Source organism: Chryseotalea sanaruensis, assembly GCF_003990915.1.
In the GTDB taxonomy this organism is placed as follows: Bacteria; Bacteroidota; Bacteroidia; order Cytophagales; family Cyclobacteriaceae; genus Chryseotalea; species Chryseotalea sanaruensis.
On record NZ_BHXQ01000003.1, the window covers coordinates 1 to 26,445 of the forward strand.

The 26,445-nt window shown below is 39.0% G+C and carries 19 protein-coding genes and 1 tRNA gene; 13 read left to right on the plus strand and 7 right to left on the minus strand.

The window, feature by feature from the left end; genetic code table 11:
* On the plus strand, nt 1-191 hold a 191-nt coding region (locus SanaruYs_RS20245), incomplete at its 5' end, for a hypothetical protein (protein ID WP_218022400.1).
* Between the two features lie 475 nt (nt 192-666).
* Here SanaruYs_RS20245 and SanaruYs_RS07850 read toward each other — a convergent pair.
* Nucleotides 667-748 (minus strand) — tRNA-Leu (locus tag SanaruYs_RS07850).
* Between the two features lie 87 nt (nt 749-835).
* Complete coding sequence (locus SanaruYs_RS07855; RefSeq protein WP_127122006.1) at nt 836-4,279, minus strand: PAS domain S-box protein; 3,444 nt, start codon at nt 4,277-4,279, stop codon at nt 836-838.
* Nucleotides 4,280-4,389: 110 nt separating this feature from the next.
* Here SanaruYs_RS07855 and SanaruYs_RS07860 point away from each other — a divergent pair, with 110 nt between their 5' ends.
* From SanaruYs_RS07860 to SanaruYs_RS07895, 9 genes are all read left to right on the plus strand, one after another.
* A complete protein-coding gene (locus SanaruYs_RS07860; protein ID WP_127122007.1) occupies nt 4,390-4,755 on the plus strand; it encodes a response regulator transcription factor in 366 nt (121 codons plus the stop codon).
* Nucleotides 4,752-5,867: a HEAT repeat domain-containing protein gene (locus SanaruYs_RS07865; RefSeq protein ID WP_127122008.1), complete on the plus strand. Its 1,116-nt coding sequence runs from the start codon at nt 4,752-4,754 to the stop codon at nt 5,865-5,867. Before SanaruYs_RS07860 ends, SanaruYs_RS07865 begins: the two co-directional genes overlap by 4 nt.
* Before the next feature lie 7 nt (nt 5,868-5,874).
* Entirely contained in the window at nt 5,875-7,320 is a 1,446-nt protein-coding gene (locus tag SanaruYs_RS07870) for a glycosyltransferase family 2 protein (RefSeq protein ID WP_127122009.1), read from the plus strand.
* 20 nt (nt 7,321-7,340) lie between these two features.
* Entirely contained in the window at nt 7,341-8,639 is a 1,299-nt protein-coding gene (locus SanaruYs_RS07875) for a YaiO family outer membrane beta-barrel protein (protein WP_127122010.1), read from the plus strand.
* Nucleotides 8,640-8,754: 115 nt separating this feature from the next.
* Entirely contained in the window at nt 8,755-9,273 is a 519-nt protein-coding gene (locus tag SanaruYs_RS07880) for a hypothetical protein (RefSeq protein WP_127122011.1), read from the plus strand.
* Between the two features lie 283 nt (nt 9,274-9,556).
* On the plus strand, nt 9,557-9,772 hold the full coding sequence (locus SanaruYs_RS20315) for a hypothetical protein (RefSeq protein WP_246011873.1): 216 nt from the start codon (nt 9,557-9,559) through the stop codon (nt 9,770-9,772).
* Nucleotides 9,773-9,790: 18 nt separating this feature from the next.
* Complete coding sequence (locus SanaruYs_RS07885) at nt 9,791-11,956, plus strand: TonB-dependent receptor plug domain-containing protein (protein WP_246011874.1); 2,166 nt, start codon at nt 9,791-9,793, stop codon at nt 11,954-11,956.
* Between the two features lie 200 nt (nt 11,957-12,156).
* Complete coding sequence (locus SanaruYs_RS07890) at nt 12,157-12,714, plus strand: PepSY domain-containing protein (protein WP_127122012.1); 558 nt, start codon at nt 12,157-12,159, stop codon at nt 12,712-12,714.
* Between the two features lie 29 nt (nt 12,715-12,743).
* A complete protein-coding gene (locus SanaruYs_RS07895; RefSeq protein WP_127122013.1) occupies nt 12,744-13,214 on the plus strand; it encodes an FKBP-type peptidyl-prolyl cis-trans isomerase in 471 nt (156 codons plus the stop codon).
* Nucleotides 13,215-13,268: 54 nt separating this feature from the next.
* Here SanaruYs_RS07895 and SanaruYs_RS07900 read toward each other — a convergent pair whose 3' ends face one another.
* The gene (locus SanaruYs_RS07900) at nt 13,269-15,629 is read right to left on the minus strand and encodes an ABC transporter permease (RefSeq protein WP_127122014.1); all 2,361 of its coding nucleotides are present in this window, start codon (nt 15,627-15,629) and stop codon (nt 13,269-13,271) included.
* A 116-nt stretch (nt 15,630-15,745) separates the two neighbouring features.
* Nucleotides 15,746-16,978, minus strand: a complete 1,233-nt coding sequence (locus tag SanaruYs_RS07905) for an ABC transporter permease (protein WP_127122015.1) — start codon at nt 16,976-16,978, stop codon at nt 15,746-15,748.
* A 124-nt stretch (nt 16,979-17,102) separates the two neighbouring features.
* Between SanaruYs_RS07905 and SanaruYs_RS07910 the strand changes: the two genes are divergently transcribed.
* Genes SanaruYs_RS07910 through SanaruYs_RS07920 form a run of 3 tightly spaced genes read left to right on the plus strand, consistent with a single transcriptional unit; the run spans nt 17,103 to nt 22,711 of the window.
* On the plus strand, nt 17,103-18,362 hold the full coding sequence (locus SanaruYs_RS07910) for an asparagine synthetase B (RefSeq protein WP_127122016.1): 1,260 nt from the start codon (nt 17,103-17,105) through the stop codon (nt 18,360-18,362).
* Between the two features lie 27 nt (nt 18,363-18,389).
* On the plus strand, nt 18,390-18,776 hold the full coding sequence (locus SanaruYs_RS07915) for a hypothetical protein (RefSeq protein WP_127122017.1): 387 nt from the start codon (nt 18,390-18,392) through the stop codon (nt 18,774-18,776).
* A gap of 8 nt (nt 18,777-18,784) precedes the next feature.
* Nucleotides 18,785-22,711, plus strand: coding sequence for a T9SS type A sorting domain-containing protein (locus tag SanaruYs_RS07920; RefSeq protein ID WP_127122018.1), 3,927 nt, complete (start codon nt 18,785-18,787; stop codon nt 22,709-22,711).
* A gap of 116 nt (nt 22,712-22,827) precedes the next feature.
* On the opposite strand, the gene SanaruYs_RS07925 is transcribed toward SanaruYs_RS07920, so the two are convergent.
* From SanaruYs_RS07925 to lpxK, 3 genes are all read right to left on the minus strand, one after another.
* The gene (locus SanaruYs_RS07925) at nt 22,828-23,235 is read right to left on the minus strand and encodes a PH domain-containing protein (RefSeq protein ID WP_127122019.1); all 408 of its coding nucleotides are present in this window, start codon (nt 23,233-23,235) and stop codon (nt 22,828-22,830) included.
* Between the two features lie 195 nt (nt 23,236-23,430).
* Entirely contained in the window at nt 23,431-25,317 is a 1,887-nt protein-coding gene (locus tag SanaruYs_RS07930) for a putative porin (protein WP_160118611.1), read from the minus strand.
* A 20-nt stretch (nt 25,318-25,337) separates the two neighbouring features.
* On the minus strand, nt 25,338-26,396 hold the full coding sequence (gene lpxK, locus SanaruYs_RS07935; protein ID WP_127122021.1) for a tetraacyldisaccharide 4'-kinase: 1,059 nt from the start codon (nt 26,394-26,396) through the stop codon (nt 25,338-25,340).
* Nucleotides 26,397-26,445: the final 49 nt, after the last annotated feature.

Genomic DNA, 26,445 nt, shown 5'->3' on the forward strand with positions numbered 1-26,445 from the left:
GCGGACAGGTGGCTGGAGCAGTCGAGTCAAGGCCGAATGATTCCTTAAAAAATCAAACACAAAATCATTCGCTCTGTACCAGCCTTGACTCGGCTGATCCAGACACATACTTTTGCTTAGAAGATGAGCAGGAAAACCGACAAGCAATACACATTTTAAACAACAATTCTGTCCAACTTATAGGGGGTTAGTACACAATCAGGTACAGGTTCGTTGTCAAAGATCGTTTGTTGAAAGCAAATCACAACAAGTGCCGAAAGGTATGGCGCAATGCATACGTTGTTAAAGATCGTTTGTTGAAAGCAAATCACAACTGGAGCGCCTGTGGATATGAGAGCAGTGAAGTTGTCAAAGATCGTTTGTTGAAAGCAAATCACAACTTCTGGGTTCGAGTCTCAGGTCAGATACTGTTGTCAAAGATCGTTTATTCAAAGCAAATCACAACGAATGTCAGCTCGCACCAATGCTGACCAAAAATATCATATAACGACCTCATTTTAAATAAACTCACTGTTAAAAGAAAAAAACAGAGGTTGAAGAACCTGAAAGAGATAGAAAACAAAAGTTAGACGAAGAATAATTTGCTTCCAAACGAGGCTTTAAAAACCCCATCTGTAACCAACAAAAAAGCCTTCAACTTTAAAAGTTGAAGGCTTTAATCTAAAGTACCTCAGGCCGGAATCGAACCGGCACACCTTACGGTACACGATTTTGAGTCGTGCGCGTCTACCAGTTCCGCCACTAAGGCATTTTTAAGCATTTAAGGCACTGGTTTTCCTTAACGGGATGCAAATATCTACAAAGTTTACTTCTTGGCAAAAACAAAAATCAGAATTTATACAATTCCCATCTCCTCTTCCAGCCCTTCTTTTATACTTAGCCAAAGTCTGTTAAAATCTTCAATATTCCCAGAAATGCCTTCAAAACCCCGCTCTTCAATGTTATTTTTTAATTCAACGATCAAGCTCGAAAATTCACCGTCTCCCAAAATAAATACTGTTGTACGAACTTTGTGCACTGCTTTAGTATAAACTTCAGCATTTCTGGTTTGCAAGGCCGACTCTAGTGCTAATTTAAGCTCGTCAAGATTTTTTAACATCAATGAAACAAATTCTCTTTTAAAATCAGGATCTCCTTCAGTATACAGATCAAAATCAACACCTAAATTTCTTTTGGTTCTTGCCGAGCCGTTGTTTCCATGAACCTGTTTTTCGGTATGATCTAAGTAGTGAAAGATTTTGGTCTGTAAATCATCAGGGTCAAAAGGCTTAGTAATGTAATCATTCATACCCGCCTCAGTAACTTGATCTCTGACTTCCGACATGGCTGAAGCTGTGAGGGCGATGATGGGTATTTTTTTAAAATAGCTGTCTGTATCCATGGCTCGAATAATTTTTGTTGCTTCAAAACCATCCATTTGTGGCATCTGGATATCCATCAGTACCAGTTGATAGGACTTGTTCTGAATCATTTGCACAGCCTCAAGACCATTGCTGGCTATATCAATTTCTATTCCCCATTTCTTTAAAAAGTTACTCGCCACAATCTGATTAACGCGATTATCTTCAGCCAACAAAACTCTGCCACTTACTTTTTCAGGTTGTTGATTTAATTGATGTTGAGTCGTATTTACCTTTTCCGCGTTTCCTTCGGGTACGGTGAGTAAAAACGAAAAAGCAGATCCATAACCAAGCTTACTATCTACTTTAATGCTGCTGTTCATAATATCCAGCAAACGTTTGGTAATGGAAAGCCCTAAACCTGTGCCCCCAAATTTTCTGGTAGTGTCTTCACTGGCTTGTGTAAAACTTTCAAAGATCTGATTTACGTTTTCAGCCGGTATACCAATGCCTGTGTCCTTCACCGTTACTTGCAAAAGTTCCTGGCTGCCATTCGTGCCCTGATACGATACCCTGATTTCTACATAACCCTTCTCGGTAAACTTAATCGCGTTACCCAAAAGATTGGTTATAACCTGACTGATGCGAACGGGATCACCAACGATAATTCTGGGCACACTTGTGTCGAAGGCAAAAAATAATTGGATGCCTTTTTCGCTTGCGCGATTCTTCAGCATGTTAACAATATTCTGAATCAATTGGTGCAGATCAAAATCAATCTGCTCCATTACAATTTTACCCGCTTCTATTTTACTAAAATCAAGAATGTCGTTGATGATGGTCAGTAAGTTATCACCTGAAAATTTAAGTAATTTCAAACTCTCTTTTTGATCAGGTCTTGGTTCTTCTTGAAGTAATAAATTAGTAAGCCCAATGATGGCATTCATCGGGGTACGTATCTCATGGCTCATCATTGATAAGAATTGAGATTTGGCTTTGGTTGCCTCTTCTGCCTCTTCCTTAGCCTTCTTCAAAGCTTCTTCTGCCAGTTTACGTTTTGAAATGTCTCTTACTGATGATTGAAAACCAGACAAAATTCCGTTAGCAAAAACAGGTTTAATTATATTCTCTCCCCATACTATTTGCCCTTGTTTGGTCAATATCCTGAACTGGACCGGAGGCAATTCACTGAGTTGATTGAGTTGGCTTATTAATTCATTGCCATCGAAACCGGCTGCATCTTCAGGATGCATAAAATCGTGCGCTTTCTTTCCTATCACTTCTTCTGGCTCATAACCGTGCAGATTCTTAATAGAAGCTGTTACAAAAGTAAATGTACTGTCAAGCGAATGCAGACTAATTACATCGCTGGAGTTTTCTGAAATTAATCTATAGTGTTTTTCGCTTTCTTCAATTCGTTCCTGCGCAAGTTTAATATCAGTAACATCATTGATGGTACCAATATATCCTATCACTTGATTATCAGCATCCTTTAAAGGCGTAGCTTTACCTCTCACCCAGCGCACACTACGGGTAGGAGTTAACAGACGGAAAAGTTCAGAAAACTCTGTTGATTGATCTACTGCCATTTGCCACGCTGTAAAAACCGGATCCCGATCTTCTTCATATACAGCGCCAGCCCATCCGCTTCCCATAGCCAGGCTTAGTTCCATCTCTGCAATCTCTGCCCAGCGCTGATTCATGTATACAGCATTTCCATTTTTATCAGTTTGAAAAATACCAATAGGTGCTTTCTCCGCTAAGGTTCTGAAACGCTCTTCACTCACCCGCAGGTTTCGTTCCGTTAAAACGCGCTGGGTTACATCTCTGGCCACCGAACTGACCTTCCATACACGGTCAGAATTTTCTTTAAAAAACATTCTCACATTCTGACCTATCCAAACGATTTCACCTTGCCTTGAAACAATTGGTAACTCCAGATAAGAATTCTCTTGTCGGCTCCTGCTTTGCTTTCTGTAAAAATCTACTACACTTGTTTTTTGATCTGCCAGAATAAGATCCCAATAATAGGTATTGGAAAGTTCTAATTTAGAGTAACCGGTTATTCCTTCCATTACCAGGTTAACAAAGGTGAATCTACCTTCGGCATCCAATTCAAAAATCATATCTGAGGCCCCTTCTACTAAACCCCTGTATTGCTGTTCTCTTGCTTCTAAATGCTCCTGAATCACAGTCATCTGCTCCATATTACTACGCAACTCTTCTTCGGTTGCTTGTAGTTCTTTATTAGAGACGGCCAGCTCCATGTTTAAGTCATTCAACATCCGGTTGTTGGCTGTGATGCGTTTAATCATGGGTAAGAAAATAAAAATCAGCTCTCCAATCATCAGCAGCATAGCAAAGGAGGCTAACACAATCTCAACTTTTTTTATGTAGTTTAGCTTCTCTTCTGCCTCTCGCTGGTAGGTAGCTACTGTTGCCTCCATTGTCAATAAGAAAGGGAGTTCATGCTGTTCAAGCACATCAACACTTGCAGCCATAGTAAGGGAGTCGGTATTTGCAATTATATTCCTGCAGGCCTGTACTATTTTTTGAAGATGAACTTCATTAGCTTTCAATAAAGAATCGATAGTTGCTGAATGGCTTTCACTAACATTCAACAATTCATCGCCTTGCATTAATGCCACCTGGACTTGTTCAAAGCGATTAACCAAACTAATCAATGAGTCTACTTTGTAATTGTCTTCTTCACCGTACTGATTTAAATAATAAACAAGTTTGGAGATTCGCTGACTTAACATACGTTGTCGTCCCGCCAGGTTGATTAGCTTAGCATCATCGTTTTGCATGCTTAGATCGTACTGAATAACTACCTGACTACCCACAATGGTAAGTAACAAAGTGCCGATAAAAAGTGCGTATTGAAGCCTCAGGCTATTCAAATTAAGCTTTGGCAGAGTCGATATAAGTTTTTTCACACTTGGGTTCGAAAATTATTGGACAAAAATGAATTCTAAATATATTAAGAATTAAAAATATTGCATATTATATAAATTTTGTAAGTCGATTTTAACGAGCACTTAAAACAATGAAAATACTGATTTGCGATGATGATGAAGCCGTTGTAAGCATGATCCGCTTTAAATTAACCCGTGAAAAGCTTGGAGAGGTTTCTGTTGTCAATAATGGACGTGACGCAAAGGCCATATTGAATGATATGCATTTTGATCTGGTCATTACAGATATTCACATGCCCTATTGCTCAGGTATAGAAATAACGCAATACATTCGGGAAACGCTAAAGCGAAGTACCCCAATTATCATTTTATCAGCGGAAGGATTAGAAGATACTGTGCTACAAGCCTTTCAAATGGGTGCTACTGATTTTATATCCAAACCTTTCAGCCTGGCAGAGCTTGCCATAAGGGTAAAACGAATTCTGAGCAGTCAATGAAGTACTTTACTTTGACTTATCTGATACAGGCTTTTTCGGAAGAAGTCAATATACTTCTTTCCATTTCCGTAATCTTACTTCTGTTAAGCATTGCTTTAGTTCTTTTTATTTTAATTAGTCGGCTTGTAAAATCCTATCACCTTAAAAAAGAAGAAAAGTTTAAGCAGCTATTCCGGGAGATTATCTACGGAATAAGTGTTCAGGAGAAAAACCGGTCGGATCAGGAATCTGATTTAGCTTTAACTGAATTAAATAAAAACATTCACTCAGTTTTTGGTCAACAAGTGCTGATTGATGAATTAATTCACGTACGAAAGAATGTAGTAGGCACTTCGGCAGATAATATTTACGCTGTCTACTTAAATCTTGAACTGCACAAGAACAGTTTAAAGAAACTAAAAAGTATATCGTGGGTAACTAAAGCCCGTGGCATTAGAGAGTTAGCAGAAATGGATTATTCCAATGCTATCCTCCAAATTGAGCAACTGCTTTCGGCTCCTCAACAGACAATTCGGGAAGAGAGCATTCTGGCACTTATTCGTTTATCAAAGAATAACTCTTTCAATTTTATTAATGATTACAAAGGTGAAATTACACCCTGGATAGAAATAAACATTCATAAACATTTACTTACACTCGATGCACGAAAACTTCCGAATTTTAGTCTTTGGTTTAATCATTCGAATCGGAGTGTGCGTTCTTTTAGTATAAAAATGACACGTCTATTCAGGCAAATTGAATCAGTTCCGGATCTGCTATTACTATTATCAGAAGCTGACAAAGACATTGCCTTACTAGCTGCGGATGCTATCTGCGACATGGCAGGGCAAGAATATGCTACTCCGCTCGCGGAAATATTGAGCAACACCTGGGATTATGATCAAATAAGCATCAGGCTGATGAATACCATGGCCTCCATTGGAGATCCTGATATACACAGTAAATTCCTGACACCATTTTTATCGCATCCTGATTATGAAGTGAGGCTTGCTACAGTGCGGGCGTTGGAACAATTGAATGGCACTGAACAACATATACAAGTGCTCGAAAAAGATAAACAAGTAGCAATACAACAAATGATTGCCCATGTAAATAATACTTTTCTTAACTAATCGTCTCATGATGTTTTCATTCTGGGAAATATTTTTCTTTACAATTAACACTCTTATTCTGGCATATGGCATTTCCATAACACTGGCGTATTTAATACTTGCTGCATTATCGCAGTATGAATTGCGCAAATACATTCAGAGAAACCATTTTACTGATTTCAGAAATATACTTTCTTCTCCCCTGACTCCTGGTATTTCTCTTATTGCTCCCGCGTATAATGAAGGCCTGACCATTATTGATAATGTTAAATCACTTATGTCGATCATGTACAACAATTATGAAATCATAATTATTAATGATGGCAGTAAGGATGATACGCTGAATAAAATGATTGAAGCTTTTAACCTCGTAATCGTTCCTTTTGATTTGCAATATACCATCGCTACCAAACCAGTAAGGGGTATTTACAAATCGCAGAACCGTGCCTTTAAAAAACTTACTGTTGTTGATAAAGAAAATGGTGGAAAAGCAGATGCATTAAATGTCGGACTTAATGTTTCAAAAAAAGATTTAGTCGCTTGTATCGATGTGGACTGCATCATAGAACCGGATGCACTTTTAAAAATGGTAAAACCATTTCTGGAATCCACTAAACCAGTTATTGCAAGCGGTGGTGTAGTAAGAATTGCCAACTCTTGTATTGTTGAAGATGGTAGGCTAGTGGAAGTGAAATTGCCACAGATACAAATAGCCAGATTTCAGGTGCTTGAATATATACGTGCTTTTTTATTAGGACGTATGGCGTGGAGCAAACTCAATGGTCTTCTGCTTATTTCAGGAGCCTTCGGATTATTCAAACGTGATATTGCCGTAAAATGTGGGGGCTACAACCATAATACAGTGGGAGAAGATATGGAGTTAGTGGTGAGAATGCGTGTGTATATGCACAAACATAATTTTCCTTACAAAGTGACCTATATTCCAGATCCGCTTTGCTGGACAGAAGCGCCTGCCTCCTACCAGATACTGGGAAGACAAAGAAACAGATGGGCGCGTGGCACTTTCGAAGTACTTAAGTTGCATCGCTATTTATTCTTCAATCCAAAGTATGGTTTGATGGGTCTGGTTAGTTATCCGTTTTGGTTCTTTTTTGAATGGCTAGCACCCTTTGTGGAGTTTTCAGGTTTGCTTTATTTTTTAACGCTTGCATGTATTGGAAAAATAAACTGGATCTTCTTCTTCGCCATTACATTGGCTGTTTATGCATTTGCTTTCTTCATCTCCATGTTCTCGCTTTTCTCGGAAGAAACTTCTTATTACAAGTACACTCAAAAAAGAGACATTATTAAAATGATTGGCACTGCATTAATTGAGCCCTTATGGTTTCATCCGCGTGTAGTGTGGTGGGGATTGAAAGGAAATTTCGATCTGATAAAAGGCAAAAAAAGCTGGGGAGAAATGTCACGCCAGGGTTTTGTCCAGTACAAAAAGAAAAATGAGCTTGTCAGATAAACACATGACGAAAGATTGATATGAGGACGAAAAATCAAATTAGTCAAATCATCAGGGCTCTGGTATTGTTGGTCATGTTGTTTGCATCAGTATTGTTACATGCTCAAAAAAATGAAATTGACTGGCGCACACTTAATGCAGATGATATTTTTCAACAAGCCAGGGCAAAGGCCTTCAACCAGCAGCGGGAAGAAGCACGGGAGATGCTTCAGTTTATTCTAAGGAATAATCCAGACTACTTTGACGTCAGGATATTGTATGCGCGAACTCTTTCCTGGGATAATCGTTTTACCGAGGCACGGGAAGAACTGCAATTGGTTTTAAGTAAGTCTCCAAAAAACGAGGATGCCTTTATGGCATTAACCGATGTTGAAATCTGGAGCAGTAATTTTCAAACAGCACTCAACATATGTAATCAGGCTTTAAACTTATTTCCTGTTAATAACGACCTGCTTTTAAAAAAAGCATTTTCATTAAACAAGTTAGCACGAGATGAAGAAGCCCTTGTCATTCTGAATGACCTGCTCGCCATAAATCCCGGAAACAATGAAGCTGCCGCATTGCGTAAGGCAATACAATCAGACAAACTGAAATTCACCGGTGGGGTTAACTATGGTATTGACTGGTTTAGTCGCTATTTTGATCCAGCCCAAAATTTATCGCTTCAGCTATCCAGAACCGCGCATTGGGGAAGTGCATTGGCTCGATTGAATTATTCCAGACGCTTTAACCAATCGGGCATTCAACCCGAAGTAGAGGTCTATCCGAGAATTTACAATGGTGTATATGCCTATTTAAATTATGGATATTCCAATAGCAATCTCTATCCGCAACATAGAAGTGGTGCTGAGCTATTTTTTAGGGTTCCAAAAAGTCTGGAGTTTTCCGGAGGCCTTCGCAATCTCTATTTTAATACTGATAATATCAGAACTATACTTACAACTTCAGCCTCCTGGTATTTTAAAAGTAACTTAATCACACTGCGGTCTTATATTATGCCTGAAAAAGAAATTGGCACTTCGTATAGTCTTGCATTAACCTTTAGAAAATACTTTAAAGATAATAACACTTATGTAAGCCTGAATGCAGGCGCTGGCTATTCTCCCGATGAGCGTAGAATTCAGAATTCCTCCGGACTTAGTGATGATCAATTATTTAAACTGAAAACACAACGCCTGGGTATAGTGTTCCAAAAATCTCTAATCAACAACTGGATAATCGGTGGAAATCTTGAAATTATCAATCAGGAATTAATTTTTGATCTCGATCAGTATGTGCTTATTACCAGTACGGGTCTGATGATCCGCAAGCAATTTTAAAGAAACCCTCTGTCAGGGCCATAAATTAGGAGACACAAATATGCCGACTACAAAATTTAAGGACCTCCACCGTCAAAATCGTATGAAAAGTCCTTAAAAATACGCTCTTTCGAATGTGTTGCGCTTACTTTCCATTGGACTGATCACCTTACTGCTCTACCAAAGTGCCGGTTTTATCGTCACTTTTGAGCTAGGCGTTAGTGCCATACGCAAAGAGGTGAAAGAAAAACTAATCCAGAAAGGCGAAGGAAGCATTGTCAGGCTGGCTTTTCATAAATCTTCTCGCATTGCTTTTAAAGATGAAGGGAAGGAAATCTACCACCAAAGCAACATGTACGACATACTGCGCCAGGAGATAAAAGGAGATTCTTTAATCTTTACCTGCTTCCACGACATTGCAGAGTCTAAATTGGTTGCCGACTTCGAACAGGAAGTAAAAGCCATCACGGATCAGGAACAATCTAAAAACAAAAACAATAAGTCAGTTCATAAAAAATACGAATACATACAAAGTATTGTTAGCACCGCCACTGTTTCATCGGTGTTTCATCTAGCAGAACATCACACCTTATTTGAAGGCCAACTCTCAAATACATATCTTCTGATTCTCTATCCACCACCCGAAGTTTCATAGATGCTGTGAGCAAAATCGTTGAACACTGATTTAAAAAAATCTGTGTAAGATTTTTACATGCTCACAATACTCGATTGTTTTTGAACTTCTGGTTTACAAAAACAGTGTCGTTTAGGTAAGCCCTTAGTCATCCTCTCCTTTGGAGAGGGTTTGAGGTGAGGCCAATAAAAAGACTTAACTAAACGACATTGGTTTCGAATACAATCAGCGCTGTTTAAAAATATCTGGATAATTATTTCCTGTACTTTGGTTAGCCGAGGTGCATCACTCATTTCCATTTTCTATGAAGAAATTATTACTATGGCTATTGCTGGCTGGTTCTATTCCTGCCGCAGCACAAACAATACTTATTAAAGATGAAGCAACACAACGCCCTATTGTTGGTGCTGTAATTTTTGATGATGCCAAACAGAAACAAATCGTTAGTAACGAGCGTGGTGAAGCAACGCTAGACGAATTAATAGCTGCTGAATTTATCAACATACAAATGCTTGGCTAAAAGACTCAGCGCATTTCAATGACTGTACTTAAAGCAAATAATTACATGCTTACCCTGGCAGAAGATCCGCTTGCCCTGGAAGAGATTGTCGTTTCGGGAACACGCTGGAGTCAGGGTTCAGCAAATCTTCCTTCAAGGATTTCAAGTATTAGTAATCGGGACATGGCTTTACAAAACCCACAAACAGCTGCTGACTTATTGGGCGCGTCTGGAGATGTATTTATTCAGAAAAGTCAGCAAGGTGGCGGAAGTCCAATGATCAGGGGCTTTTCTACAAACCGTCTATTGTATGCTGTGGATGGTATTCGCATGAACACAGCTATATTCAGAAGCGGCAATTTGCAAAATGTTATCAGCCTGGATCCTTTTGCTACAGAACAAACCGAAGTGTTGTTTGGTCCCGGTTCTGTCATCTATGGCAGCGATGCTATTGGTGGTGTAATGAGTTTCCAGACACTAACACCACAGCTTGCCAGCAACGGGAGAACTTTTACTTCCGGCAAAGCAGTGGCACGCTACGCTTCTGCTAATAAGGAGAACACTTTTCATTTCGATGTCAATGCCGGTTGGAAAAAGTGGGCACTTGTAACAAGTTTTAGTTCGAATGATTTTGGTGATTTGAAAATGGGAAAACACGGACCAGCCGAATATCTGAGACCATTTTATGTTAATCGTCAGGATAGTGTAGATGTTATTGTCACCAATGACGATCCCTTAATTCAACGTCCATCAGGTTATTCGCAAATCAACGTAATGCAGAAAGTGCGTTTTGTACCCAGCAAAGCCTGGGACATACAACTGGGTTTGCACTACTCTACCACATCAGAATATTCGCGCTACGACAGACATGTTCGCTACCGCAACGGATTGCCCCGCTATGGAGAATGGTCTTACGGGCCACAAATGTGGAACATGACAAACCTGTCTGTTACGCATAAGCAAGCGAATGCACTTTACAACCAATTGGCTATACGTCTTGCACATCAGGGTTTTGAAGAAAGTAGAATCAGTCGTGACATTAACAGACCAAGTCGCGAAACTCGAATTGAAGCGGTGCAGGCTTATTCAGCTAACTTTGATTTTGTTAAGGCGTTGCAAATCGGCACTTTGTTTTACGGACTTGAATTTGTTTCGGACGATGTTACCTCAACAGGCATTAATGAAAACATCGCAACAGGTGTGCGTGGTGCTGGCCCTGCACGCTATCCGCAAGCAACCTGGGCTTCGTATGCTGCTTATGCAAACTATCAGCATACCTTATCAGAGAAAACCACATTGCAAGTTGGTGCACGTTACAATCAGTTTATGCTGGATGCAACATTCGACACTTCCTTTTATCCATTCCCGTTTACAACTGCCGAAGTTAATAAAGGTGCCCTTACCGGAAGTACTGGATTAGTTAGTAAAATCTCAAATCATTTTATCCTAAGTGTAAATGGTTCTACCGGTTTTAGATCACCTAATGTTGACGACCTCGGAAAGGTTTTTGATTCTGCCGATGGTGCTGTAACCATTCCTAATCCGGATTTAGAATCGGAATATGCTTATAACGGAGAAATCAGTTTGGTAAAAGTATTTGGAACGAGAGTAAAAACTGATTTAACAGCTTATTATACCATGCTTGAAAATGCCATGGTAAGGCGCGATTTTTTGTTGAACGGTGAAGACAGTATTGTATATGATGGAGAACTGAGTAAAGTTGAGGCCATCCAGAATGCAGCAGTTGCTACTGTGTTTGGTTTGCAAGCCAATATAGAGATCAAGCTTTCAGAAGAATTTATGTTGTCGTCAAAATTTAATTATCAGAAAGGTGAAGAAGAATTAGATGATGGTACAACAAGTCCGTCAAGACATGCAGCTCCTTGGTTTGGTCTTACTCGCCTCACCTACAACACTAAGCATGTAACGATGCAGTTCTATGCACAATACAGTGGTGAGCGAAAATTCAGCGATCTTCCGCAGGAAGAACAAGGTAAGCCTGAAATTTATGCGAAGGATGAAAATGGTGACCCTTATTCACCCGGTTGGTATACACTTAACTTCAAAGCAAATTACCAGGCGAATGATAAGATTATCATTGGAGCAGGATTGGAAAATATTACGGATAAACGATATCGTCCGTATAGCTCAGGTATTGTAGCACCCGGAAGAAATATGGTAATATCACTTACAGTAAAATTTTAATTTCTTTGCATCAATAAATACAATTACTCATACAAATGGTTGTTTTCTGTAACATTAAAATTAAAAAACCAATGTCGTCTAGTTAAGCTTCCATATTCATCCTCTCCTCTGGAGAGGATTGGAGGTGAGGCCATAAAAAGGGTTTAACTAAACGACATTAAAGTTTAAAAATAGGAAGCAACCATTTTAATAAATTACACATGTCATTGCTGGAAAACATAGTAAAGCGCACACGTCAGTATCGAAAGCTTCATCGTTACATTGGTTCGGTGTTGGTCATCTTCTTTTTTACCATAGCAGCAACTGGTGTGTTGCTGGGTTGGAAAAAACATAGTGGTGGTTACATCTTACCCAATACTGAAAAAGGTAGTTCTGCTAACCTGATAGATTGGAAATCGCTTGATACGCTTGCTTCAGCAGCACAGCTGGCACTCTACAGGCAAGATTCTTCGTTAAATACTACTATAGATCGCATGGATGTACGGGCAGATAAAGGAACGGTAAAAGTCTCGTTCAAAGGTAATTTTTATGAAGTACAAATAGATGGCGCAACGGCAAGGGTATTGGCTATTAACCTGCGCAAGTCAGACATTATCGAGCAAATTCACGATGGCTCTCTATTAGATGTAGCTTTTAATAGCAATGGCGGCTGGTTTAAACTGGGTTATACAAGTATATTAGGATTAGGATTGTTAATCCTCAGTGTGTCAGGCTTCTGGCTCTGGTACAATCCAAAACGAATAAGGAAAATGAAATAATTCTTAAATTGCATCCTTAAACAGATATCATGCAGATAACAAAAAACACAGTAGCCGCTATTCATTACACATTAACGGATAACAGTGGCAAAATCCTTGACAGCAGCAGTGGACGTGAGCCGCTATACTACATTCAGGGTATTGGGAACCTGATTTTAGGTATGGAAGAAGGCCTTGAGGGTAAAAAGAAAGGAGACAAACTCCAGATTAGAGTATCGCCTGAAAAAGGATATGGTATAAAAGATCCTGCCATGGTACAACAAGTGCCTTTAAAAGCATTTGGTGGTGAAGCGGTTTCTCCAGGTATGAAATTTCAAACCAATCAAGGTCAGGTTGTAACAGTAACCGCAGTTGATACAGAATCTGTAACTGTTGATGCAAATCACGAACTGGCTGGCGTAGAACTTAACTTTGATGTAGAAGTAATGGAAGTGCGTAACGCCACAGCAGAAGAAATTTCTCACGGGCATGTACACGGTCCGGGTGGTCATCATCATTAATATTCCAAAATTTCAAATTCCAAATTTTAAATTTGGAATTTGAAATTTTGGAATTTATTCGTAACGCAATGAGTTTGCTGGATTAGCTAAAGCCACTTTAAGTGAATGATATCCGACAGTTCCCAAAGCAACGACTAAGCTTGCAAATGCTGCTAAGAAAACGGTAAGCAAATCTACATCAATATGGTAAGCATAGCTTTGCAACCATGTATGCATCAACCTCCAACCCACCGGACAGCCAATTAATGCTGCAATAATTACAAGTCGCGCAAAGTCTTTCGCCATTAGGCCTACCAAAACTGGGCTGGTTGCACCAAGCACTCTTCTTACACCCAACTCCTTTGTTCTTTGCTCTGCTGCATAGGCAGATAAACCAAATAATCCCAGGCATGAAATAATAATGGAGAGGATGGCGAAGTAGTTGAATAATCTACCTGTCCGTTCTTCAGATTTATATAAATTATCCCAATCAGCATCCATTACATTGTAATTGAATGGATAAGCAGAAGCATATTGTTTATTAATGCTTTCTAGAGCGCTGATGGCGGCTTGTGCTTCACCACTTTTATGTCTGATGAAAACAATGGAGAACCAATCAGGTTCGAACATGATAAACAGAGGCTCTACCTTCGAATGAATAGACTGGAAATGAAAATCTTTAACTACACCAATGATTTTTCCTTTCCGTTCTCCCCATAGTGTGAGTGATTGTTCAGCAGCCACATTAAAACCCATCGCTTTTTTTGCGGCTTCATTAATAATGAAATTGGAAGTGTCAGTGGGAAATTCCTTACTAAAACCGCGACCCTCCACTATATCCATTTGCATGGTAGTCACAAAATCTTCGTCTGCAGAAAAATTCGAAAATAAAATTTGTTCATCAGGTGCCTTGCCCTCCCACACCAGGTTGGAAGTTGAATTTCCAAAGTCAATTGGATTGGCACTGGAGAAGGAAACATGTTCTATTGCAGCATTATCTTTCAATTGCTGATAAATTGCCTCCTTATGCTTGGCGACATCGCCTTGAAAACGCATATACATAACGTTGCCACGGTTAAAGCCAATATCTTTTTGTTGCACAAAATTCAATTGCTTATAAACCACAATGGTACTGATGATGAGTATAATGGAAAGTGAAAACTGTAATACTACCAACACCTTTCTGAATTGTGCTGCCCCGGTGCCGCTTTTCATTTGTCCCTTTAACACCTTGCTCGGTTGGAAAGATGAAACATAAAATGCAGGATAACTACCTGACAACAATCCGGTAAATAAAATTATAGCAATGAAAATAGAGAGGGAGGGAATATCTACCAACGATAATTGTAATTGCTTATCGGCAATCTGATTAAAAATAGGTAGCATTAAAAAACTGATGGCAATAGCTAACATTGATGAAAAAGCCACCATGAGCATTGACTCTCCCAAAAATTGTGCGGTTAATTGCCCACGGACTGCCCCAACTGTTTTTCTGAGCCCTACTTCTTTTGCCCGTTTAGCAGACTGAGCCGTAGTGAGGTTCATAAAATTAATACTGGCAATGACCAATACCAAAATAGCCACGATCAAAAATATCCGTACATATTCTATCCTCCCGCCTGTTAAAACACCGTTCTCAAACTTGCCATAGAGATAGGCATCCTGAAATATTTGTAACATGAACGTAACATTACTGCCTTCTACTTGAGCATTAAGTTCCTGTGTCATCTTTCCGGCTAGTGCGGCAACGTTCGCATCCTTTCTTAGCAATAAATTGGTTCTTATATTATTGTTTCCCCATTGGCCAAGCCAGTTTTCGTTTTTCTTATAGTAGTAATCGAAGGATATGAGATAATCAAATTTAATAGAAGAGGTTGAAGGTATGTCATCCAATACAGCACTAACGGTGAAGCTATCTTCATTGTCCATCACCAGCACCTTACCAATCGGATTTTCATCTCCAAAAAATCTTTCGGCCATGCCCTTACTTACAACTATCGAGTACATGCTTTTAAGTGCAGTGGCTGTATCGCCTTGCGAAAGTTTAAAGGAAAACATCTGCAGAAAGTCGGCATCAACGAATCTGCCTTCCTGATAAAACGATTTTTCCTTCACCACAAACAGGCGATTCTCTGGCCAGGTAACGCGTGAAGCCAGTTCAATTTCAGGAAATTTCTCTTTGATAACCGGAGCCATCGGGCCGGGTGTTGAAGAAAAGACAAAAACACTTCCGTTGGTATACGATTGCTTCTCCAACACACGATACAACCTATCGTTGTGTTCATGAAATGCATCTACGCTCATCTCATCATTTACCCAAAGTAAAATGATAAGGCTACAAGACATACCAAAGGCAAGACCTACTATGTTAATGGAGGAAAAAGCCTTATTTCGGAATAAGGTTCGAAGGGTAATCAGCAAGTAATTTTTTAGCATGATTTTACTATTTGCAACAAAGACAACCCACTATCAAAAAGGTTGCTTACAAATAATACTGCCTTACCCGATTTTGGTTACAAAGTCAGGTAAGGCATTTTACATGTTTTTAAAAATTATTCGAAACGAAGCGATTCAATCGGGTCAAGCTTGGAAGCTTTGTGCGCTGGGTAATAACCAGACAATAACCCGACACCTACGCAAATAAGCATGCCCATAAACATCCACAACCAAGGCACAACAAATTTATCAATACCAATAAGGCTTGAGATGCCATTACCAATTAATATACCCAGTATAATACCGGCAATACCACCCAGTAAACAAACTACAATGGCTTCAATCACAAACTGCTGACGAATGCGAAGTGGTGTTGCACCGAGTGCTTTACGCACACCTACTTCTCTGGTTCTTTCTGTTACAGATACCAGCATAATATTCATCAAAGCAATGGATGCACCCAACAAAGTAATAAAACCTACACCAAAGCCACCAATGCGAAGCGCAGATGTTATACTCTCTAATTCTTCTGCTAAAGATTCGCTACGTTCAAGATCAAAAGAGTTAGGCTTACCTATCTCATCGCGTCTGATAGAACGCATAATGCCTGTTGCTTCACCCATGGCATAATCCATTTTGGTTGGATCGCTAATGCCTACAGAAATCTCATACCACAATTGCCTTCCTTTACCCATTTGATTTGCTTTGATCAATGGCACAGTAACCATATTGTCGTAATTATCATCTGAGATATCACCTTTCTCTTTCATCACGCCTATTACGCGGAGTTTAGTACCTAAGAAGCTTATTTCTTTGCCAATTGGATCTTGATTTTCAAACAGCGTCTTAGCTACCTTAAATCCGATAACGGTTACCTGCGAGCCATATTCCATTTCTATTCTGGAGAAGTTTCTTCCTTTTTCAATATCTGCACCTTTTAATGCAAAGAACTCTTCATTAACACCCTTAACCTGTACATTGGGGTTGGTCTTTTTTGACAAATACTTTACTTCAGCAATACCTGTTACATCAGCTGCAAGACAGATAGTGGCTTCTGAGCGGAAGTCGCTGGCAAAACGTACTGTTTGACTGAATGTTAACTGCGGATAACGTTTCTCAGAGATACCCTGAGCACTACTGCCTCGGTTCCGTTTAGAGGTAATATCGAAAGTATTAACGCCCAGGGAGGATAGACTTGAGTTAACTGAATATTCTATACCGTCAATTGCGGTAAGAATTCCAACCAAAGATGTAATGCCTATGGCAACAATCAATGAGGTTAAAACCGATCTAAGCATATTAGCCTTTATGGATCGGAGGCCTTCTTTTATGTTCTCAAGTAGATTCATGTCGATACTATATAACAATACGTTGAAAAAGAGGCGATAATGTTACAGTCAAGCTGAACTATTTTATCGTTTTCATGTAAATATAACTAGCGGTTACTTTTAGTTTTAGACGTAAATTTAAGGCATGCGTTACGGAGTCATTATAACTTTTCTGCTCATTTGTAGCACTTTGGTAAGGGCAAATCAGATCTTAATCCCCATGGATGAGACCCAAACCAATCATTTAAAAGCCTATGGCATAGCCTATTGGATATTAAGAAGCGAAACAGAGGTTGATTGGTTGTTGAATTACCGTGGTGGTAGCTTTATGTGCGACTATGTTCCGGCTATCCAAAATGAATTGATGATTCGGGGGGTTAGCTATCAGGTAATATCAGATGCGCAGGCGAACCAGATTTTAGCCGAAATAGCCAGTCCAGCACTGAATTATGACGTGATGAAACTTGAAAAGTTCCCAAAAATTGCTGTGTATTCGCCCAAAACAGCCCAACCATGGGATGATGCTGTAACGTTGGTACTTACCTATGCAGAAATTCCATACGATCTCATCTATGATGACGAAGTGTTGGCTGGTAATCTGCCAAAATATGATTGGCTCCACTTGCACCATGAAGATTTTACAGGACAATATGGAAAATTCTATGGCACCTTCAGTAACGCCCCTTGGTATGTTGAGCAACAGCGTGAAGCAGAGGAAATGGCACAAAAACATGGCTTTCATAAAGTATCTCAGTTAAAATTAGCAGTTGCTAAGAGAATACAGGAGTTTGTTGCCGGGGGCGGTTTTATGTTCGCAATGTGTTCTGCAACTGACAGTTTCGATATTGCATTAGCCGCTGAAGGTATTGATATTTGCGAACGACCATTTGATGGTGATCCGGCTGATCCGCAAGCACAAAACAAACTTAACTTCTCTTCATCTTTTGCTTTTACTGATTTCAGATTGGTAAGAGACATTTATGAGTATGAATTCTCTGATATTGATAACAAACCCAGTGAAAGAGGCCTTAGGCAAGACAATGATTACTTTACGCTTTTCGAATTTTCTGCCAAGTGGGATCCCATACCAACTATGCTTACGCAAAATCATACAAAAATCATCAATGGTTTTTATGGTCAAACAACTGGCTTTAAAAAGAGAGTTGTAAAATCAGAAGCTTTGGTAATGGGAGAAAACAAAGCCATTGGAGAAATTAAATATTTGCACGGAACAGTAGGTAAAGGCTTTTGGACATACTATGGAGGTCATGATCCGGAAGATTATCAGCATCAGGTGGGTGAAGAACATACTGACCTTAATCAACATCCTAATTCACCCGGGTACAGACTTATCTTAAACAACATTCTTTTCCCGGCTGCTAAGAAGAAAAAACAAAAAACCTGATTAAATTATAACCTTAATGTCTATTTCATGCGTGCATTATTATTTTGTTTAATATTATGTAGTATTTCTTGTGCTAAAAAGACACTTAACGTTGAACAAAACTCAACAGCAAATTCAAGTTTGGCTCAATTGGCTGAGGACATATTAGGTAAAGAAAACACAGAGGTTGCAAACGACTCCAAAACTTTTACTCTTGTATATCAAAATAAAAACGAGACGACACAAACAGTAAAATATGTTGTGCTCGACAATCTAAGTAAAACAGTAATCTCAAAAGGTTCTTTCAAAGCAGGATATATAAAGTGGAAGACTGAAAATTCATTAGAGATACTGGATATCCCTGGCATTATTCCAAAAGATAAAACACAAGCTGACTATATTAAAATAATTAATCTTCCTGTAAACAAAAAATAACCCCAAACGTGAAAAAAATTCTACTCCTAACATTTTTTTATGCTTGCAGCATAGTTGTGCTCATACAAGTTGATAAACTAAATACACCAACGGTTTCAACCACAAGAGCATTCTCTTCTTCAAAAAATGAAAAAGTAAATGGCCCTGCTGAATTTGCGAAGTTTCATCGCAGTATTCGTACAGCGGACGGAGAGGCTAAACCCTCCTACTCTGCAGGTTATAAAATGAAGGAATTTACAAGAGCGAAACTAAAAGCAAAAAGCGCTAGAACTAAATCAGATAATGGTGTAACCGCTTGGACAGAACGAGGACCTTCTAACGTTCCTGGCCGCACCCGTGGCCTCATCGTGGATCCGGATGATGCTTCTAAAAACACATGGTTTGCCGGCTCTGCAGGTGGTGGTGTATGGAAAACAACGAATGGTGGCACAAACTGGGTATTGATAACACCAGACCTGCCGAATCTTGCAACAACGGTTTTGGCAATGGCCACCTCAAATACCAATACAATTTACATGGGAACAGGCGAGGGTTTTTTCAACCTTGACGCCATCAGCGGTAATGGGATTTTTAAATCAACAGACAAAGGCGTAAGCTGGACTATATTAAACTCAACAATTTCTTTTGGTGACATCAACAGACTAGTTATTAGTCCAACAAATGAGAATGAGGTAGTGGCAGGAACAAGTACCGGAATCTACAGAACAAGTGACGGTGGTGTTAACTGGACAAACTCACTAGATGAACTTAACATACAAGATATTAAAGTAAACCCGGCTAATTTTGATATCCAATATGCTGCACAAAACAGTATAGGAGTTTGGAAGTCTGTTGATGCAGGTCAATCCTGGACTTTGTCTAATAATGGTATGGGTTCTTTAGGTAGAATTGAACTAGCTGTATCTCCAATTAACCCAAGCCGGATTTTTGCTTCTGCGGAAATTTCATTTGGAGAGGGTTCCAAGCTATTGATGTCACAGGATTCTGGTGAGACATGGGATCAGGTTAATGTTTCCTTCAATAATGCAGAAGTTGACTTTTTAGGTGGACAGGGTTGGTATGATAACACCATAGTGTGTGATCCTTTCAATGCTAATGTTATTTACTTTGGCGGGGTTGGTATTTTTCGACTAACACTTACTGAAGGTTCCAGCGACATCAACTTCTATGATACGGAGAACATAGGTTCGGAAGAAATTCTTGACCTGGTTAACTTCAGCGCAAATTTTAGTAATGGTACTTTAGATGTAACTGATGGCGCTAACATAAGTGTTGAAATCCGGTTTGGTGCCGGAAAAAGTCAAAAGGCACATAGATTCTTAGTACCAGAAGGCGCAACCTCTGGTGTTACTGATGAAAATTATACTTATCAGAATTATGTTGATGTTCCTTTTGAAGTTTGGGATATAACCAACAACCGCCAACTTATGATTTCATTTCGCGATCAAGGAAGAGACGGTATGTTCAATCTTATTCCGTCTAATACAACCGCCACTGTTGCTACAGATCATAGCCGTGAATACATATTTATAAGTGACGTAACTTACAATGGCACTACACCAAACGCTTCAATGGCGGTGGCAGGTGGTCATGTCTTTAATCAATTTTATAATATTTGGCCGGTTTTAGCCGAGGGTGAATCATGGAACCCCGGATCACTTCCAGAGGCGACTTTCAAAATAAATTTTGAAACCAAACAGCTTTTCAATGCTAACACTATTACCTCTGCCGATGTCTATGGTCAATATGATAGCAAAAATAGATTTGTCAATTTCGGAGAAGATCTTCATCCCGACCAACATAATCTGGTTGTAATTACCACTTCTGCCTCCACCTTCAAATTGTTAAATGCAAATGATGGTGGTGTGTTTATTTCCAATAGTGCAGTTTCTCCTGGAACCTCTGAAGGTGACTGGACTATGGTTGGCAATACATATAATACAAGTCAATTTTATGGAGCTGCCAAACGACCTGGGGTTAATGAATACTTTGGTGGTATGCAAGACAATGGAACATGGAAATCACCTCCAGGTGCAAATTCTACTGCCAGTACTCAGTATTTCTTTAATATTGGAGGCGATGGCTTTGAAGTGCTTTGGAATAACAGAGATGACAACCTGCTAATTGGTGGATCGCAATTTAATGGCTTTAGAAGATCAAGTAATGGTGGGTCTACTTGGGTAGCTGCTAATACTGGATTATCTGGAGAAGCTCCTTTCATTTCAAAATTGGCAAACTCACCAAATTTACCCGACAGGATTTTTGCTATGAGTGATGCAGGCATTTTTGTTTCAAATAATTTTGGTCAAAACTGGTCATTAACCCCAATTATTCAAAAATGGGGTGTAGCTTCTTTCATGGATGTGGAAGTTTCTCGTGCTAACGCAAACATAGTTTGGGCAGGTTTAGGAATGAATGCCAATTTTAATCTCCATGTATCTACAGACGGTGGTGCTTCATTCTCTTTAACGAACAACTACACGGAAGTTAGTATGGGTGGCATAACCAAATTGGCTTCTCACCCGAGTGAAGAAAATACAGCTTATGCACTTTTCTCTCTCGCTGGAAAGCCAAAAATTTTAAAAACCGTTGATCTTGGACAGACTTGGTCAGATATTTCCGGCTTTGGCACTAATAATACGAGTAGTACAGGATTTCCTGATGTAGCTGTTTATTGTCTATATGTAAGACCTGATAATACAGATATTATCTGGGCAGGAACTGAAATTGGAATTGTAGAAAGTCTTAATGGAGGCCTAAGCTGGAATTTCATTGATGATTTTCCAAATGTATCTGTATGGGATATGAAGGGTGTAGATGATCAAGTTGTAATTGCTACTCATGGAAGAGGAATATGGACCGCAACAGTTAATGCACCTCAGATTAATTTCCCGACACTGCCACAATTTGTTAACATGGGCACAAGCCCAAATGGCAAGCTGGGAGTTAAAATAAGTAGCGAGCAACCATTTCAATCCTTAGATATATTTGTCGATAATGTTAAGGTTGGTTCAATAGAGGATCTAACCGCTGGGGAAACAATTATAGAGATTTCCGGATTATCTTTTGGCAATAAGCGCGTTTCGGGTGTAGCATATAAGGATGGCTCTCCTTTCTTTACAGAAAGTTTAAATGGTGAACATGTTCAATTAAAGCCGTTGGTGACGCAACATACTAACTACTTTGATGATGCTACCGAGTTTAGATTAAAAGAATTTCAACGCAAAACATTTAACAACCAAGTATCAGGCACCAGAAATACCCTGCACAGCTCACATCCATACATGACCAATGCAAACAGTATTGCAGCTCTACTTGTACCAATTACTATCGCATCTTCAAACGCTAGCCTTAAATACAGAGATGTTGCAATTGTAGAACCAAACGATCAAGTAACTATTGAAGCTACTATTAATGGGGTTGACTGGATTAGTATTATTACGCCATACAATGCCTCGGCTAACACTTCATGGACAAATAGCCTAAATACTGGCGCTGATGGCACGTATAGCCAAATGATGGCACACGAAATTAACCTTTTAGATTTCTTTAATGCTGGCGATAAGGTTCTTTTCAGATTTAAACTAAGCTCAAATGCAACTATTCAGACATGGGGTTGGGCAATCGACTATATAGCTATTCAAGAAGAACCAACAGCTACAATTGAGTCTACTGATATTTCTTTTGCCTCCGCATTTCCTAATCCAGCAAATTCAATAACTACACTACAGTACACGCTTAAGAAAAATAGCGATCTTACTATTCAACTAATTAACGTATTAGGTGTCCCTGTTAATGTGATTCAGAAAAAAGCAGTGCCCGCAGGAAACTATAGTGAAACGTTTGATCTCTCAATCTTGCCTACTGGCAGCTACTTTTTCGTTATCAAAAAAGAAGGTGATGATGAAACGGTGAGACTTGTAAAAAATATGTAGGATGTAACGAATCAAATCCTCAATCCCAGTAAGTAAAAAGATATGAGCCTGACCCTATAAATAAAGTCAGGCTCATTTTATTTTAACGAATGTTAAGAAAAGGTTTTTTTTAAAGCTTATTCAAGTTTAACTTCAATCGATGGATTTAAATTCTTCAAAGCTTCAGTAAATGCTGATTTGTCGGATGGTGAAATAATCACACTATCGAATTTATTATAACGAATTTCAATTCTATCAAAAGATGTTGCGGGCGAACTCAGGAAACTATTTGATTTCATTACCTTACTTATACTACTTATTTCAATTTTTATGTTAACCAAAAAACCACTCCTGATACTAAGTTGACCTCCATCAATGATGTAATAGGTTGTTAAGAAAAGATGAAACAAAAAGATAGAGGTGATTGCAACAATTGAAAAACCTAACCAGGTATCTTGCCAAATCATCAAAAGCATTAGAGCTGTCATTGGTAAGGCTACCAGAATCAAAACGAGAGAACTTATTTTAGATTTATAAATCTTCATAACAATTAGATTTTTTACTAAGAACAACTTATAAAGTTAATCTGCTAATCCGTTTAGATACCCCTAGTTTCAAAAACATTAGATATTTGAAGATAACCATCCGTCAGACCGCTGAAGCGGAAGCAAACTGCGGTCAGACAGATTTTAGGTAAAAACCCGAATTAGAAGAAAAGTTAAAAAGGTTTTGCGAAAAAACTAATCAAAAAACATCCAGTCAAAACCAAAATCAAGTATATTAATCTGACCAGGATAAAAAGGTGTAGGGATATACCCTGTTTTTGTAATTGCCTGAACAACATTATTATACTTAAAGAATATTCTGCCACGCTTCATTTTCCAGTTAAAGAACACATCAACCAATGGAAACTCATTAGTCATAAAATGATCTTGTCGGTAAAACTGCTGAGTAGGTACATCATATCCATTTGCAAAATAGCCGGATTGCCAGTGAGCCTCCAATCCAATCTGAAAATCGAAATTACCATGTACCCATATATCCTGAAATGCTAATTGTCCATGAAGAAATACTTTTGGCACTTGAATGGCCGATGTAGCTTCATTTGATACAATACTGTAAACTCCCCTGCTAGATAAAGATAATTTCTTCCAAAAAAGAAATCCCAATCGAAGCTCAGGGGAACTAACAAACTGATTAACGGATAACTGCTCAGGCAACACTTTTTGATTACTGCGTTGCCTATCAGACCTAAAGAACACATAATTATCAATTGAGCTTACTGTACCCCCAACTGAAAGTGTAAACGATTTCTTTCTTAAATGTGCCAGCGTTTGAATCTGCGTTGCTTCTGTGTTGTTGAAGTCATTTATCCAACCATCATGTGTGCCCACATAAAGCTGTTGTACAAAACCAGGTTTGTAGGTATACCTGCTTATACTTGCATCTAACCACGGTGAAGCAATAGCTGCCTTTGCTTTATAGTTGGTACTTAACAAATATTCTGCTTCTGCAGAAAGTCTGATCTTAGACGAAATATCAAATGCTGCTCGTGCACCAGCGTAATACTCAATTCCTTTTGTTTCCAGGTCAATATCATTTTCATCAATCCACTTATAATCAATATTAAAATTACGAGCAGCCCAGTAGACATTCAAAAACAAAGGGCCACGCTTTGATTTTAATCCCAATTCATTTCTAAAAGTCCTGAAAACCGTTCTGTCCAATACTGCCGAGTTTGGCAAGAACTCGAAATCGTAATAATCATTTCCTCGTAAGTTATCTTTAAACTCAACATATTGGCGATACTTATCAGCTACATGATATATCTCTAGTCCTTTCCCTAGTCGGTACTGATGAAATAAATGTAGGTTAGTTCGTAAATCATAACTTTGTGGGCCTACTAAATTAGTGCCTGCAAACTCTTCAAAAAAATCTTCTAATACATAATCATCTTCCACCGCTACTCCTCCATTTTCGAGTTGAATATGGCTCATCCTTCTGAAGTTAAAGAAGGCAAAATAACTAGAATCTCTTGCATGGTATGTTGTGAAAAAATCATAGTAATGACTAACCACATTCCGATCACCTCTGGCTTGTCTTAAAATTTGTTTATCCATGAAAAGACCACGGTAATTAAAACCAAAATTCCAGTTAGGCCTAATGTTTCTAGTATAGTCTACGTCTGTAATTGATCTCCCCTCTCCACCAAGCACTAAATGCATATTTGAGAAAGGTGATTGCGTGTCGTAATATCGAACTCTTTCTGTATCCCAATATGGCGTAAAACTATTCCAACCTGAGCTTACCCCTATTTGCTCGGGCAGTTTATAAAATATTGGCGAAATCGCAGTGGCGATGTTCCCCAGATCATGATACTCATAGTTGAGCCGCTGTATAAAATTATATTGATGGAAGTCGTGTATTGCTGTATCAAGTGTCTGACTTTTAAAATCGCTAAAAAACACATTCTCCTCAAAATAGTAACGCGAAGTAGTAGGACCGTAAATGGCTTTTGTAGAATCATCAACCACCCTTGACCTTGAGACAGTGGGTTCTTCCTCCTGCGCAAAAAGAGTTGTGGAAAGCAAAAGAGGTAGAATGAATACTGGCTTAAAAAAATTCACGCGCAAAGATAACATTTAGATTAAACGAAGGATTCAGCATTTTTGACATAATCCAGCACTATTGAATCAAAGTCCGTTCCACCTTTTATAAAAACTATTTCAATAGGCAAGTAGAATAGGTTCTTCGATTCTTCCTCCCCTGCCAATGCCCTTAACTTAGCCCTGTCCTTTTCGGTGGTTAGTATTACTGCATGCTGCTGCTCGGCCATCTCATTAATTTTTAGCCAGTCTTTATTAGTATATAAATGATGATCTGGAAAATCGAAATGATGTACCAACTCATATTGTTCACTCACATATTCCTTTAGTGGTGCTGCATTAGCAAGTCCCGACACCAGCAAAACCTTGGCAGATTTCCATGCTGTTATACCATCAAAAGCAATTGCTTCCCCATACCGAATGGTGGTAAAGAATACAGGGCGATCCTCGTAATAACGAATGGCATGCTCCATCTTTATCATTTCCTCCTCGTCCATATGAGGAGGGCACTTGGTAACAATTACCATATCAGCGCGCTCAATACCAGCTCTTGATTCCCTCAATTTTCCGGCTGGCATTACAAAATCCTGGTAAAATGGATTTCCATACTCAGTAAGCACCATACTCAACCCTGCTTTTACTGTCCTATGTTGAAAGGCATCATCCATAATAACAACCTTGAGATCAGGGAACTGATCTACCAGAAAAGGAATAGCATAAGCCCGTTCTTCGCATACAGAAACCACTGCATGTTGGTGGTACTTATCAAATAATTGATAGGGTTCATCACCAATAGTTTCTGCCGTATCTGAATGATTGGCGAGGCGCATACCTTTGGTTTTTCTACCATACCCCCGACTTAATGTGCCCATGGCAAAGCCATTAGCTTCAAACAACCGTATGAGGTGCTCCACCATTGGTGTTTTACCTGTACCCCCTACCGCCAGGTTGCCAACACTTATTAGTGGTATTTCAAATGACGCAGAAGGTTTTAATTTTAGATCATATAAAAGATTGCGAAACCTTGTTATGGCATCGTATAAAACAGCAAAAGGGAAAAGAAATAACCTTACCAGAAACATGTAGCTTTGTTGAATCATGCAAAAGTACAGTTAAACCTCGAGCACACAATTGATTAAAGCCAAACAG